The sequence below is a fragment of the Pantoea sp. B_9 genome (assembly GCF_008632015.1).
Lineage (GTDB): Bacteria > Pseudomonadota > Gammaproteobacteria > Enterobacterales > Enterobacteriaceae > Pantoea > Pantoea dispersa.
In genome coordinates this window covers 676,168-689,979 of sequence record NZ_VWVL01000002.1, presented here as the reverse complement: position 1 = coordinate 689,979, position 13,812 = coordinate 676,168, and the positions used below count along the sequence as shown (strand labels likewise).

General features: G+C 59.3%; 15 protein-coding genes. 4 read left to right on the top strand and 11 right to left on the bottom strand.

Annotation, left to right across the window (positions count from 1 at the left end; genetic code table 11):
• Positions 1-160: 160 nt before the first annotated feature.
• The 5 genes from nrdF to F3I21_RS10060 form a co-directional block, all read right to left on the bottom strand.
• The gene (gene nrdF / locus F3I21_RS10080; RefSeq protein WP_031279347.1) at positions 161-1,120 is read right to left on the bottom strand and encodes a class 1b ribonucleoside-diphosphate reductase subunit beta; all 960 of its coding nucleotides are present in this window, start codon (positions 1,118-1,120) and stop codon (positions 161-163) included.
• A gap of 8 nt (positions 1,121-1,128) precedes the next feature.
• A complete protein-coding gene (nrdE, locus tag F3I21_RS10075) occupies positions 1,129-3,267 on the bottom strand; it encodes a class 1b ribonucleoside-diphosphate reductase subunit alpha (RefSeq protein WP_021506471.1) in 2,139 nt (712 codons plus the stop codon).
• Positions 3,246-3,650 carry a class Ib ribonucleoside-diphosphate reductase assembly flavoprotein NrdI gene (nrdI, locus tag F3I21_RS10070; protein ID WP_021506472.1) on the bottom strand — a complete coding sequence of 135 codons (405 nt, stop codon included), beginning with the start codon at positions 3,648-3,650 and terminating at the stop codon, positions 3,246-3,248. The genes nrdE and nrdI overlap by 22 nt, the downstream gene beginning before the upstream one ends.
• Positions 3,651-3,654: 4 nt before the next feature.
• Positions 3,655-3,897, bottom strand: coding sequence for a glutaredoxin-like protein NrdH (nrdH, locus tag F3I21_RS10065; RefSeq protein WP_021506473.1), 243 nt, complete (start codon positions 3,895-3,897; stop codon positions 3,655-3,657).
• Positions 3,898-4,240: 343 nt separating this feature from the next.
• A complete protein-coding gene (locus F3I21_RS10060) occupies positions 4,241-4,558 on the bottom strand; it encodes a DUF883 family protein (RefSeq protein ID WP_021506474.1) in 318 nt (105 codons plus the stop codon).
• A 149-nt stretch (positions 4,559-4,707) separates the two neighbouring features.
• On the opposite strand from F3I21_RS10060, the gene F3I21_RS10055 reads away from it, so the two are divergent.
• The 4 genes from F3I21_RS10055 (at position 4,708) to F3I21_RS10040 (ending at position 8,039) form a co-directional block, all read left to right on the top strand.
• Entirely contained in the window at positions 4,708-5,046 is a 339-nt protein-coding gene (locus F3I21_RS10055) for a DUF2002 family protein (RefSeq protein WP_021506475.1), read from the top strand.
• Positions 5,047-5,179: 133 nt separating this feature from the next.
• The gene (gene mmuP, locus F3I21_RS10050) at positions 5,180-6,595 is read left to right on the top strand and encodes an S-methylmethionine permease (RefSeq protein WP_150058791.1); all 1,416 of its coding nucleotides are present in this window, start codon (positions 5,180-5,182) and stop codon (positions 6,593-6,595) included.
• Complete coding sequence (gene mmuM, locus F3I21_RS10045; RefSeq protein WP_150058808.1) at positions 6,585-7,517, top strand: homocysteine S-methyltransferase; 933 nt, start codon at positions 6,585-6,587, stop codon at positions 7,515-7,517. Before mmuP ends, mmuM begins: the two co-directional genes overlap by 11 nt.
• A gap of 99 nt (positions 7,518-7,616) precedes the next feature.
• Positions 7,617-8,039, top strand: a complete 423-nt coding sequence (locus tag F3I21_RS10040; RefSeq protein ID WP_058758247.1) for a hypothetical protein — start codon at positions 7,617-7,619, stop codon at positions 8,037-8,039.
• Positions 8,040-8,166: 127 nt separating this feature from the next.
• On the opposite strand, the gene speG is transcribed toward F3I21_RS10040, so the two are convergent.
• The 6 genes from speG to F3I21_RS10010 form a co-directional block, all read right to left on the bottom strand.
• Positions 8,167-8,712: a spermidine N1-acetyltransferase gene (speG, locus tag F3I21_RS10035; RefSeq protein ID WP_021506478.1), complete on the bottom strand. Its 546-nt coding sequence runs from the start codon at positions 8,710-8,712 to the stop codon at positions 8,167-8,169.
• An 89-nt stretch (positions 8,713-8,801) separates the two neighbouring features.
• Positions 8,802-9,467 (bottom strand): ABC transporter ATP-binding protein, encoded by a 666-nt coding sequence (locus F3I21_RS10030; protein WP_021506479.1) that lies wholly within the window; start codon positions 9,465-9,467, stop codon positions 8,802-8,804.
• Positions 9,460-10,293, bottom strand: coding sequence for an ABC transporter ATP-binding protein (locus F3I21_RS10025; protein ID WP_058781693.1), 834 nt, complete (start codon positions 10,291-10,293; stop codon positions 9,460-9,462). The genes F3I21_RS10030 and F3I21_RS10025 overlap by 8 nt, the downstream gene beginning before the upstream one ends.
• Complete coding sequence (locus F3I21_RS10020; protein ID WP_031279350.1) at positions 10,283-11,140, bottom strand: ABC transporter permease; 858 nt, start codon at positions 11,138-11,140, stop codon at positions 10,283-10,285. The genes F3I21_RS10025 and F3I21_RS10020 overlap by 11 nt, the downstream gene beginning before the upstream one ends.
• On the bottom strand, positions 11,137-12,189 hold the full coding sequence (locus F3I21_RS10015; RefSeq protein WP_021506482.1) for an ABC transporter permease: 1,053 nt from the start codon (positions 12,187-12,189) through the stop codon (positions 11,137-11,139). The genes F3I21_RS10020 and F3I21_RS10015 overlap by 4 nt, the downstream gene beginning before the upstream one ends.
• Positions 12,189-13,757 carry an ABC transporter substrate-binding protein gene (locus F3I21_RS10010; RefSeq protein ID WP_150058790.1) on the bottom strand — a complete coding sequence of 523 codons (1,569 nt, stop codon included), beginning with the start codon at positions 13,755-13,757 and terminating at the stop codon, positions 12,189-12,191. The genes F3I21_RS10015 and F3I21_RS10010 overlap by 1 nt, the downstream gene beginning before the upstream one ends.
• Positions 13,758-13,812 lie beyond the last annotated feature (55 nt).

Sequence of the window (13,812 nt, the reverse complement as noted above, 5' to 3'; positions counted from 1 at the left end):
CAACCTAACCGCTGGGGCGGGTTCCGGTCGGCATAAATGCCGACCCTACTGATGCATCAACATAACTGCCGTAGGGCATGATTAACCCAACCGTAGGGTGCGCATTGATGCGCACCGCTTACAGTGCAAATGCGCACCCTTTACCGCGCACCGCACGCGACTAAAAATTCCAGTCCTCGTCTTCGGTTTCAACCGCTTTGCCCATCACATAGGATGAACCGGAACCCGAAAAGAAATCGTGGTTTTCATCGGCGTTGGGCGACAGCGCCGACAGAATCGCCGGATTCACCGCCGTCAGCTCAGCCGGGAACAGCGCTTCGTAACCCAGGTTCATCAGCGCCTTGTTGGCATTGTAATGCAGGAAGGTTTTCACCTCTTCGGCCCAGCCCACGTCGGCATACAGCGCTTCGGTGTACACCACCTCGTTTTCATACAGCGCCAGCAGTAAATCGATGGCGAACTGTTGCAGCTCAGCGCGGCGCGCGTCGTCAACGGTTTCCAGCGCTTTCTGGTACTTATAGCCGATGTAATAACCGTGTACCGCTTCATCACGGATAATCAGCCGAATCAGATCGGCGGTATTGGTCAGCTTGCCGCGGCTTGACCAGTACATCGGCAGCCAGAAGCCGGAGTAAAACAGGAACGACTCCAGAAAGACGCTGGCGATTTTCTTCTTCAGCGGATCGCTGGCGCGGTAGTGATCCAGCACGATTTTCGCCTTGTTCTGCAGGGCGGCATTCTCCTCACTCCAGCGGTAGGCGGCATCCACGTCGGCGGTGTTACACAGCGTGGAGAAGATCGAACTGTAAGAGCGCGCGTGAACCGCTTCCATAAAGCTGATGTTCGACAGCACCGCCTCTTCGTGCGGCGTCAGCGCATCTTCCATCAGTCCTGGTGCGCCAATGACGTTCTGGATGGTGTCGAGCAGCGTCAGACCGGTAAACACCCGAATCGTCAGCTGCTGCTGCTGCGGGTCGAGCGACTGCCATGCTGGCAGATCGTTGGACAGCGGCACCTTCTCCGGCAGCCAGAAGTTGCTGGTAAGGCGGTTCCACACTTCGAGATCTTTCTCGTCCTGGATGCGGTTCCAGTTAATCGCCTGAATCTGTTTAAGTTGCATAGTCATCATCACAGTGCACAGGAAACGCAGCCCTGTACCTCCGTGCCTTGTAGCGCCATCTGACGCAGTCGAATGTAATAGAGGGTTTTGATGCCTTTCTTCCAGGCGTAGATCTGCGCTTTGTTGATATCGCGCGTCGTGACGTCATCGCGGAAAAACAGCGTCAGCGACAGTCCCTGATCGACGTGCCGGGTGGCTTCGGCGTAAGTATCAATAATCGCTTCGGGACCAATCTGGTAAGCATCCTGATACAGCTCAAGGTTGTCATTGGTCATAAACGGAGCCGGGTAATACACGCGGCCGGTTTTGCCCTCTTTACGGATCTCAATGCGCGACACAATCGGGTGGATGCTCGACGTGGCGTGGTTGATGTAAGAGATGGAACCGGTCGGCGGAATCGCCTGCAGGTTCTGGTTATACAAACCGTGCTGCATCACCGACGCACGCAGCGCCTGCCAGTCCGCCTGGTCGGGCAGGGCGATGCCGGCATCGGCAAAAATCTGCGCCACCCGGGCAGTGCGCGGCTGCCAGCTGTGTTGGGTATATTTATCGAAATAGGCACCGCTGGCGTACTGCGACTGCGCAAAGCCGTCAAAGCTCGTGCCGCGCTCCTGCGCCAGCAGGTTGGAGGTGCGCAGGGCGTGATACGTCACGCAGTAGAAATAGAGGTTGGTGAAATCCAGCGCCTCTGGCGAACCGTAAGCCATACCCTCACGCGCCAGATAGCCGTGCAGGTTCATCTGCCCTAGACCGATAGCGTGTGAACGGCGATTGCCTTCCGCCACCGACGGCACGGAGGTGATGTCACTCATCTCGGAAACCGCCGTCAGCGCGCGCACCGCCACTTCCACGGTTTGCGCCAGATTACGCGAGTCCATGGCGTGGGCGATATTCAGGGAGCCGAGGTTACAGGAGATATCTTTGCCGACGCGGCGATAGCTCAGGTCGTCGTGATACTCGCTGGCGCTGTTAACCTGCAGGATCTCCGAACACAGGTTACTCATGTTGATGCGACCGGCAATCGGGTTGCTGCGGTTCACGCTGTCCTCATACATGATGTAGGGATAGCCGGACTCAAACTGAATTTCCGCCAGCGTCTGGAAGAAGTCGCGCGGCTTAATGAAGGTTTTGCGAATGCGATCGTCGGCCAGCATCGCCTCGTAGTGCTCGCTGATACTGATATCAGCAAACGCCTTGCCGTAAATACGCTCAACGTCGTAAGGCGAAAACAGCGCCATATCGCGGTTCTCTTTGGCCAGCTGGAAGGTGATATCCGGAATCACCACGCCGAGCGACAGCGTTTTGATGCGGATCTTCTCGTCAGCGTTTTCACGTTTGGTATCGAGGAAGCGCAGGATATCCGGATGGTGCGCATTCAGCCACACCGCGCCCGCGCCCTGACGCGCACCAAGCTGATTGGCGTAGGAGAATGCATCTTCCAGCATCTTCATCACCGGAATTACGCCGGACGACTGATTTTCAATGCGCTTGATCGGCGCGCCGGATTCACGCAGGTTGGAGAGCAGAAACGCCACGCCGCCACCGCGCTTCGACAACTGCAGCGCCGAATTCACCGCGCGGCCAATCGACTCCATATTGTCTTCAATGCGCAGCAGGAAGCAGGAGACCAGCTCGCCGCGCTGCTGTTTACCGCAGTTGAGGAAGGTCGGCGTAGCCGGCTGGAAGCGACCGCTCAGCATCTCGGCCAGCAGTTCCCGCGCCAGCGTTTCATTGCCGCGCGCCAGCGTCAGCGCCACCATGCAGGCGCGCTGCTCAAAGGTTTCCAGATAGCGTTTGCCGTCGAAGGTTTTTAGCGTGTAGCTGGTATAAAACTTCCACGCACCGAGGAAGGTGTGAAAACGGAAGCCCCAGGCGTCAGCCTCTTCGTGCAGCTGGCACAGGAAGGCGAAATCGTACTGGTTCAGCACCCCGGCTTCATAATAGCCTTCGGCCACCAGATAGCGCAGACGCTCGCCGTGCGAGTCGAATGGCACGCTGTTGGGCTGGACGTGCTGCAGGAAGAACTGGCGTGTGGCTTCATGATCTTTGCTGAACTGGATGCGGCCATCGGCGTCATACAGGTTCAGCATCGCGTTGAGCGCGTGGTAGTCCAGCTGTGTGCTGTTCAGGGTGTCTGTCGTTGCCAAAATTGGGTCACTCCCGCTTTAACATGGGCAATATCGTCGGCGGTTCCCATCAGCTCAAAGCGGTAGAGATAAGGAACCTGACATTTCTGCGCAATGATGTCGCCCGCCAGGCAGAAGCCCGCGCCAAAGTTGCGATTGCCCGCAGCAATCACACCGCGAATACCGCGCCGGTTGGCGTCATCATTAAGGAACTGAATCACCTGTTTCGGGACTGCTCCACGCGCGCTGCCGCCGCCGTAGCTCGGCACCACTAAAATGTAGGGCTGGTCGATGTGCAGGCGCTGCGTGGCGTCGAGCGGAATACGCCGCGCAGGCAGGCCGAGACGGGTGATAAACCGGTGCGTGTTTTCCGACTGGCTGGAAAAATAGACCAGTGGAAACATCGCTTTATCCCCCGACGGCAGCGAGCTGGCGCAGGCCGGCGATTTTGTCGGGACGGAAGCCGCTCCAGTGATCGTTGTGCGTCATCACCACGGGCACCTGGCGATAGCCAAGCGATTTGAGCTGATCGATGGCTTCCGGTTGGCTATCGAGATTAATCAGCTGGTAGTCGATGCCACTGCGATCCATGGCATTTTTGGTGGCGTCACACTGGACACACTGGCTCTTGGTGTAAATAATAATGCGCATGATTCGTATTTCCCTCTGGTTGTGGTCAGGTTGCGAGATACGAAGCAAAAACCCTTTTGCTGCGAACGTCGTCCCTGCTGACATCTGGTAGCGAGTTGATGTGTTGAATACTAGATGTAGTGGTATTGGTGGTCAAGCCCACCAGATATAGGGTTTTGTGATTTAAGTAGTCAGATTAGGGCGAATGCCAGCGATGATGCGCCCTGGCGCAGGGAAAAAATTTTTGTAAAGGGTTTTGCGGCAATTTTAACCAGCCTGACAGCCGCCAGATCGGCGCGCTAATGCGGAGTGACGCGCAAAAAAAAGCCCCGCATACGCGAGGCTCCTGATGATTTTTAGCGATTTAGCGGCGTGACATCAGCAGCGCGCCCAGCACCAGACCGACGGCGGCACCGACGCCCACGCCGTACCACGGTTTGTCATGCACGTAGGCATCCACCTGATAACCCGCATCGCGCGCGGCCTGAGTCACGCGGTTGCCACTGCCGTTGAGTTTAGCGCGCGTCTGTTTCAGCAGGGCCTGCGCCTGGCTGCGTGCGCTATCCACTTCATCTTTGGCTTCGCTGCCGTAAGATTTCAGTAAGGCTTCCAGCGAATCGGCCAGTTCGTTTACATCCTGATTGATATCAATGTCATCGTTTTTGCTGGTTCGATTAAACATTTTTCGCTCCCTTTGACTTAAAACGTAATACTAAGTGTAGACGAAACGTGACTAAACGCAGCCGTGTGCCAGGCTTTAGGGAAATTCCGAATGTCCTGTGCTGTCGTGCTGATGTAAGGTTGCGGGGCTGTGAGAAGAGAGGAGCAAGCATGTATTTACGTCCGGATGAGGTAGCGCGCGTACTGGAAAAAGCAGGATTCGAAATGGACGTCCTGACACCCAAAACTTATGGTTATCGCCGTGGCGAAAACTATGTCTATGTGAATCGCGAAGCCCGCATGGGGCGCACAGCGTTGATCATTCATCCCACCCTGAAAGAAAAAAGTCAGCACTTCGCTGAACCCGCATCAGAGATGAAAACCTGCGACCACTACACGCAGTTCCCTCTCTACCTGATGGGGGATTCGCAGGAACACTACGGTATTCCCCACGGTTTTAGCTCGCGCATGGCGCTTGAGCGTTATCTGCAGGGCGTCTTCGGCGCCTGACTGGTGTGCCCCGTCGCGGCGGGGCCGCACACGCTTTCCCAATCCTTACCCTTTCCCACGTTGCAAATTGCCGCGCGGATGCGTATAACTCTGTGTCCATATAGAAGTTTAGACGTCCATATGGATATAAAGAATGCAAACTGAACCGACGCCTTCGCAGGCAAACTTCAAGCGCAGCATGAAGGTGCGGCATCTGGTGATGCTGTCGCTCGGCGGCGTGATTGGTACCGGGCTGTTTTTCAACACCGGCTACATCATCTCCACCACCGGCGCAGCGGGCACGCTGCTGGCCTATCTGATTGGTGCGCTGGTGGTATGGCTGGTGATGGTGTGTCTTGGCGAGCTGGCGGTAGCGATGCCGGAAACCGGCGCGTTTCACGTCTACGCCGCGCGCTACCTCAGTCCGGCGACCGGTTACACCGTGGCCTGGCTCTACTGGCTCACCTGGACGGTGGCGCTCGGCTCCAGCCTCACCGCCGCCGGTTTCTGCATGCAGTACTGGTTCCCGACGGTGCCGGTGTGGCTGTGGTGCCTGGTGTTCTGTGTCGCCATCTATCTGCTGAATAGTATCTCGACGCGCTTCTTTGCCGAAGGAGAGTTCTGGTTCTCCATCATCAAAGTGATCACCATCATTGCCTTTATCGTGCTGGGCGCGGCGGCGATGCTGGGGTTCATCCCGATGAAAGACGGCAGCGCGGCGCCGGGATTACATAACCTGACGGCTTCCGGCTGGCTGCCGCACGGTACGCTGCCGATTCTGATGACCATGGTGGCGGTGAATTTTGCCTTCTCCGGGACCGAGCTGATCGGCATTGCGGCGGGTGAAACCGAGCAGCCGCAGAAAGCGCTGCCGCTGGCGATTCGCACCACCGTGGCGCGCCTGATCATCTTCTTTATCGGCACGGTGTTTGTGCTGGCCGCGCTGATCCCGATGGAGCAGGCGGGCATCGTTAAAAGTCCGTTCGTACTGGTGTTCGAAAAGATCGGCATCCCGTACGCGGCGGATATTTTCAACTTCGTGATCCTCACCGCGATCCTGTCAGCGGCGAATTCCGGACTGTACGCCTCGGGACGGATGCTGTGGTCGCTGGCCAATGAAAACACGCTGCCGCGCTGCTTTGCCCGGGTCAACCGGCGCGGCATTCCGCAGCTGGCCATCACCGTGAGTATGCTCGGCGGCCTGCTGGCGCTGTTTTCCAGCGTGATCGCCCCGGATACGGTGTTTGTGGCACTGTCAGCGATTTCCGGCTTTGCCGTGGTGGCGGTGTGGCTGAGCATTTGCGCCTCACACTACATGTTCCGTCGTCGCTATCTGCAGGCGGGCAATGCGCCGCAGCAGCTGGCGTACCGCGCGCCGTTCTATCCGCTGGTGCCGATCCTCGGATTTACCCTGTGTCTGCTGGCGTGCATCGGGCTGGCCTTTGACCCGTCACAGCGCATCGCGCTATGGTGCGGCATTCCTTTTGTACTGTTCTGCTACGCTGCTTATTATCTGACGCAAAAACGCCAACACGCTTTCAACGCTAAGGAGACCGATGATGTCGCGTAACCCCATCGCTGCGGCCCTGACTCACACTGATACCCTGATTCTGGATGGCGCGCTGGCGACAGAGCTGGAAGCGCGAGGCTGCAATCTGGCCGATACGCTGTGGTCGGCCAAAGTGCTGATGGAAAATCCCGAGCTGATTTATCAGGTGCACTATGACTATTTTGCTGCCGGCGCTAATGTGGCGATCACCGCCAGCTATCAGGCGACGCCGCTGGGCTTCGCCGCCCGCGGACTGGATAGCGGCCAGGCCAGCGCGCTGATTCGCCAGAGCGTGACGCTGGCCCAGCGCGCGCGCGACGATTACCGTGTTGCTTCTGGCAGCGAGGCACCGCTGCTGGTGGCCGGATCGGTCGGTCCTTATGGCGCTTATCTGGCCAACGGCGCGGAATATCGCGGCGACTACGCCTTACCGGCTGCTGAAATGAAGGATTTCCACCGTCCGCGCGTGGCGGCGCTGCTGGAGGCGGGCGTGGATTTGCTGGCGTGTGAAACGCTGCCGTCGTTTGGTGAAATTCAGGCGCTGATTAGCCTGCTGGCGGAGTTCCCGCACAGCAGCGCGTGGTTCTCCTTCACGCTGCGCGATGCGCAACACCTGAGTGACGGCACGCCGCTGAGCAAGGTGGCGGAAGTCATCAATGCCGCGCCGCAGGTGGTCGCTGTCGGCCTCAACTGCGTAGCGCTGGAGAGCGTGACGCCGGCGCTGCAAACACTACAGACGCTGACGGACAAGCCGCTGCTGGTCTATCCTAACTCCGGCGAGCAGTATGATGCGGTCAGCAAAAGCTGGCACTCGGCGCCGTCTGGCTGCACGCTGCACGATAAATTCCCCGAATGGCAACAGGCGGGCGCACGGCTGATAGGCGGCTGCTGTCGCACCACGCCACAGGATATCGCGGCGATTGCCGCCTGTTGTCAACCGTAATAAAGCGCAGAAAAGCGCCACTGATAGCGCGATTGAGGCGGGTGAAAAGGCAGAGAGGGCAGTTTAGACTGTCCTTTCTGATTCTGAAGCGGACCTGCTATGAACCTGCGACATCTTCTTCCCGCCTGTGCGCTGCTGCTGAGCGGCTGTGCCACCATTGTCGGCACCGAAACGCAACCGGTAAAAATTGACTCTGTGCCGCAGGGCGCGCGTTTCACCGTGCAGGATGAAACCGGCCGCGCGGTGGCGCAGGGCTATACGCCGCAGACGGTGGATCTGGCGAAATCCAATGGCACCTATTTCGGTAAGAAACATTATCAGGTGATGCTGGAGAGTCCGGGCTACGTGCCGCTGACGCTGCCCATCGAAGCCAGCGCCAACCTGTGGTACGTGCTGGGCAATATTCCGCTGCTCGGTTTCCCCGGCTGGCTGGTGGTCGATCCGTTTTATGGCGGTATGTATGACCTGAAGCCAGCGCACCCGCAGCCGCATCTCAACGTGGTCGGCGCGCGCGGCGGATAACGCGCTGTCATGATGCCTGGTCGCCATGAATGGCGACCCTACAGACCTGAACCACACTCACGTGGTGCGTTTCACCGTTTTTCGTAGGGTGCGCCTTCAGGCGCACCGTTTCATGACGGGCACTGACTTATTGCGCGGTAGGTTTCACCATCGCATTACCGGATTTATGCTGCGCCAGGTACTGCTGCTGAAAAATGCACATGCGGATAGTGTTGCGGTACTCGCCGTTAATGAAAAACTCGTGCTTCAGCACGCCTTCCACCTCGAAACCGAGCTTGGTGTAGATATGAATCGCCTTCTCGTTCTCCTGATCGACAATCAGATACAGCTTGTAGAGATTGAGCACCGAAAAGCCGTAATCCATCGCCAGCTTTGCCGCTCTGCTGGCTAAGCCCTTGCCCTGATGCGCCGGGTCGATGATGATCTGAAACTCCGCCCGGCGATGCACGTGGTTGATCTCCACCAGCTCCACCAGCCCGGCTTTTTGCCCGTCGTGTTCCACCACAAAGCGCCGCTCGGTCTGATCGTGGATGTGCTTATCATACAGGTCAGAAAGCTCCACAAACGCTTCGTACGGCTCTTCAAACCAGTAGCGCATTACGCTGGCATTGTTATCCAGCTGATGGACAAAGTGCAGATCTTCCCGCTCCAGCGGACGTAATTTTACCGTCATACGGTGTTCCTTTAGATGACTGAATGGCTGTTGGGCAGCGGCGCAATCTGCCTTCGGGATAAACCGCGCCGCGTTGCGCTCATGCCATGCTAACCAACAATCCGGCCCTGCGCCATGCGCGCGGCGCGATCGCACATATGATCGATCACGTCAGGATCGTGGCTGACCAGCACCATGGTCAGGCCATCATTCTGTTTGAGATCGTTAAGCAGATTCAGGATCTCGGCCTGCACCGACATATCCAGCGCCGACGTCGGCTCATCCAGCAGCAGGATCTTAGGCTCCAGCAGCAGGGCGCGCACGATGGCCACGCGCTGACGCTGTCCGCCGGACAGCTGATGCGGATAGCGATCCGCCAGCGCCGGATCCAGCCCGACATGGCGGAAGCCCGCGTTGATGCGATCGTCGATGTTATCGCGTCGCAGCAGCTTAAGCGGTTCCGCCAGCGTGCGGCGCAGCCGGTGGCGCGGATGCAGCGAAGCGTAGGGATCCTGAAACACCATCTGCACATCACGCCGCAGCTGGCCGGTAAAGGGTTTGCCCGGCTGTACGGCGGTGTTTGCCAGCGTCATCTGACCGCGCCAGTGCGGATTCAGTCCGGCCATTACCCACAGCAGCGACGATTTACCGCAGCCGGAAGGCCCTACCAGGCCGAAGCACTCGCCGGCCGCCACCTGCAGGTTCACATCGTGCACCACGGTGCGCAGTTCATAACCCTGTTTGTGCGAGACGCTCAGGTTGGCTAATTCAATCATGCATTTTCTCCAGCGCCGCGCGATCCAGCACCGGCAGGCGTTCGCCGTGCGTGGCTTTACCCGGACGGCAGGCCCACAGCGTGCGGGTATAAGGATGGCTGGCGTCTGACAGCTGCGCCGCCGGCAGCGTGTCCAGCAGGCGGCCTTTGTACATCACCATCACCCGCTGACAGTGCTCGGAAACCTGTTGCAGATCGTGACTGATCAGCAGCAGGCCCATATTGCGCTGCTCCACCAGACGACGAATCAGCGCCAGCACCTGATCGCGCATGGCGTGATCGAGCGCCGAGGTGGGCTCATCGGCAATCAGCAGATCGGGATCGGTAATCAGCGCGATCGCCAGCATCACGCGCTGGCCCATGCCGCCGGAGAGCTGATGCGGATAGCGCTTCATCAGCTGGCGCGGATCGGGCAGGCCCACCGCGTCCAGCATCTCGCACACTTTCTCTTTACGCTCGGCGCGGCTCAGCTTGCGGTGCAGCACCAGCGGCTCTTCAACCTGCCAGCCAATGGTGCGCGTCGGGTTGAGCGCGTATTTCGGATCCTGCATGACCATCGCCACTTTGCCGCCGCGCAGGCCAATCCAGTCGCGCTCGCGCAGGTGCAGGGCGTCTGCGCCCGCCACCTGCAGCCGGTCAGCCTGCAGCTGCAGCGCGGGCGACAGCAGGCCCATCAGCGCACGCGCGGTCAGGGATTTGCCCGAGCCGGATTCACCGACCAGAGCCACGCGTTCGCGGCCAAGGGTAAAGCTGATGTTATCCACCAGCAGCGCGTCGTGGCTGCGAATCGTCAGCCCCTGCGCATCAATTAACAGATCATTTGGCATGGCGGGTATCCAGTCGGTCACGCAGGCCGTCGCCTGTCAGGTTAAACGCCAGGCTGGCGAACAGAATGGCTGCGCCGGGCGCTGCCGCCACCCACCATTGGTCGAAAATCACTTTACTGCCTTCTGCTACCATCGAGCCCCATTCGGCGGTTGGCGGCTGCACGCCCATACCGAGGAAGCCCAGCCCGGCGGCAGAAAGAATAATCCCGCCGAGGCTCAGCGCGGCACGCACCACGGCGGTCGGCAGGCAGAGCGGCAGAATGTGGCCAAACATCAGGCGCAGGCCAGTAATACCCTGCATGCGCGCGGCGGCGAGGTAATCGCTGCGGCGCAATGCCAGGGTTTCCGCGCGTGCCTGCCGGGCAAACGGCGGCCAGCTGGTGAGCGCCAGCGCCAGTGCGCCGTTCATCAGGCCCGGACCCAGCATTGCCACCAGCGCCAGCGCAATCACCAGGTTGGGCAGCGACAGAAAAATATCGGTGATGCGCATCAGCACGCGTTCGGTCCAGCCGCCGACGTAGCCGGCGGTGATGCCGACTAACAGGCCAACCGGGATGGTCAGCACCAGTATCAGCGACACCAGCAGCAGCGTCGGACGTGCGCCGTAAATCACGCGCGACAATAAATCGCGCCCGAAGCCGTCGGTGCCGAACCAGTGCAGCGCCGACGGTGCCAGCAGACGCTGTTCAATCACCTGCGCGTTAGGATCAAACGGCGCCAGCAGCGGCGCCAGCAGCGCCATGGCCACCAGCACGATCACCAGCGTCAGGCCGATGGTCAGCGAAGTGATACGCGCCCGGCGCCGGCGCGGGCGCACGGTTTCCAGTTCATGAAGTTGTTGAGTCATCGGGTTCTCGGATCGGTTAACCAGGTGAGGGCGTCGGCCACGGCATTGAGCAGGATAAAGCAGCTGCCAATCAGCAACGTAGCGCCGAGAATCGCCGGAACATCCGCGGAAAACAGCGCGTTGGTCATATAGCGACCGACGCCCGGCCAGGCGAATACGGTTTCCGTCAGCACGGACCCTTCCAGCAGCGTAGCGTAGGAGAGGGCGATAACGGTGATCAGCGTGCCCAGCACGTTGGGGAAAATATGACGCAGCAGAATGCGCGCCCGTCCAGCGCCTTTGGCGCGCGCCAGCACCACATACTCTTTGCTGCTCTCTTCCAGCAGTGCCGCGCGCAGCAGGCGCGTAATGCCTGCCATCGCCAGCAGGCCGAGAATCACCACCGGCAGCCACAGATGGGCAATCGCGTTACGGAACATTTCCGCATCGCCGGAGAGCCAGCTATCAATCAGTACAAAGCCGGTCTTCGGTTCGAGGGTATAAATCCAGATATCATCCAGCTGGCCCGGACCGGCGGACCAGTGCAGCACGGCGTAGAACAGCAGCAGGCCCAGCAGGCCGAGCCAGAACACCGGCACCGAGTAGCCCAGCAGCGAGATAAAGCGCGCCACGTTATCGATGACGCTGCCCGGTTTCCACGCCGCCAGCAGCGCGAGCGTCACGCCGAACACCGCAGCGAAAATCATCGAACAGGTCGCCAGCTCAAGCGTGGCGGGGAAGGTGCGCATCAGGTCGGCGCTGACCGGCTGATTGGTCAGGTGCGACAGGCCGAGATTGCCCTGCGCCAGATGGCTGATATAACGCCAGAACTGTACCAGTACCGGCTGATCCAGCCCAAGGTCGTGACGCACCTGAGCATAGGTGGCTTCGCTGGCGTGATCGCCGGCGATTTGCTGCACCGGGTCGACTGGCGACAGGTGCGACAGCATGAAAGTAAACGCTAACAAACCCACCAGCGTCACCAGCAGCGACAGCAGGCTGGTGACGAGGCGGCTGAAGCGCTGCCAGAGTGGCCGGGCGAACCCGGCCGATGACGCTGACGCTGCCATTACTTCGAAACCTGCGCGTAATACACCATGTCCGGGTTGATCCCCTGCACATAGCCCTGCAGATTGTCGCGCAGCGCAATCAGGTTACGCGCCTGCAGGCCAATCACGTACGGCGAGTTCTTCAGCACTTCGCGCTGCATCGCCTGATAAAGCGCAACGCGCTTGTTGCTGTCGGCTTCGGCCGTCGCCGCCAGCGTCTGTTTGCTCAGCTCCGGGATGTGCCAGTCTGAACGATAAGCAATGGTTTTGCTGCCATCTTCCGGGTTGTATGCGAAGGACGCGGCGTTGGTGTTCGGGTCGAAGTAATCCGCGCCCCAGGCGTTGAGCGTAGCTTCATACTGATGCGCCTTCACGCGGGTGGAGACTTCTGAGCTCAAGCCCGGCTGCACTTCCACCTTCACGCCGCCTTTGGCGAAGCTGCCCTGCAGTGCCTGCGCGATATCAAGGTACGGCGGCTGATTGCTGGTGGAGAGCTTAAAGCTGACGTTGGTCAGGCCGGCCTTCTGCAGAATCGCTTTGGCTTTCTCCGGATCGTAGCTGTAAGGCGTGTCGTTCAGCGCACCGAGGAAACCCTTCGGCAGGAAGGTCTGGTGCACTTCAAACTGGCCTTTCAGCAGGTCATTGGCGATACCTTTATAGTCGAACAGGTAACGTGCCGCTTCCCACAGCGCCGGGTTCTTCAGTACTGGACTGGCGCCGACGTTGAACTGAATGTAGTAGAGCGACGCCATCGGAATCGCTTCGGTCTTCACGCCGGCTTTGCCCTTCAGCGCAGCGATCTGGTCAGCACCGAGGTTACGCGCGATATCGACATCGCCCTGTTCCAGCAGCAGACGGCGCGCTGCCGGCTCCGGCACGTTTTTGATCAGAATGTTTTTCAGCTTCGGTGCACCGGCCGGTGAGGTCGGGTTGGCGCTGAGCAGTATCGCTTCATGCAGCACCACTTTGCGAATCTGGAACGGGCCGCTGCCGGCCGAGTGGGTGCCGAGCCACGCGTGGCCGAAATCACCGTTTTTGGCGTTGGCCTGCGCGGTTTTTTCATCAACGATCGAGGAGACCGGCGCGGACAGCAGGCTCAGCACGTAGGCCGGGCTGACGTTGGCGCTCCAGCTAATCTGTACGTGGTCTTCATCGACCTTTTTCAGGAAGCTGTCGACGTTGTCTTTGTTCCAGCCGAGCTGGGTCAGAATAAAGGACGGATCGAGGTTGAGTTTCACCACGCGGCCCAGCGAGAAAATGACATCTTCCGGGCGCAGCGGGTTACCGCTGGCGAATTTCGCGTCTTTGCGCAGCGCAAACGTCAGGCTGCGGTTATCGCTGCCCGGCTGCCACGACGTCGCCAGCGTTGGCTTGAGATCGGTCGGATTGGCCGGATCGGACTGCACCAGGCGCTGATAAATGTTAGTGAACGCTTGCACCGTGGTCAGTTCAAAGCCCTGGGCCGGATCAAAGCTGTCCGCATCATCCGTAGACTGCGCAATCACCAGCGTATCTTTCGGCGTGGCGGCCTGCGCAGAGAAGGCGGCTACCAGCGACAGCGCCAGCAGTGAGGGAATAATTTTTTTCATGTTGTTTCCTTGCCTTAAAAAAGTAACGCGAGTTTACGAGAGCGCTACAGTGAAG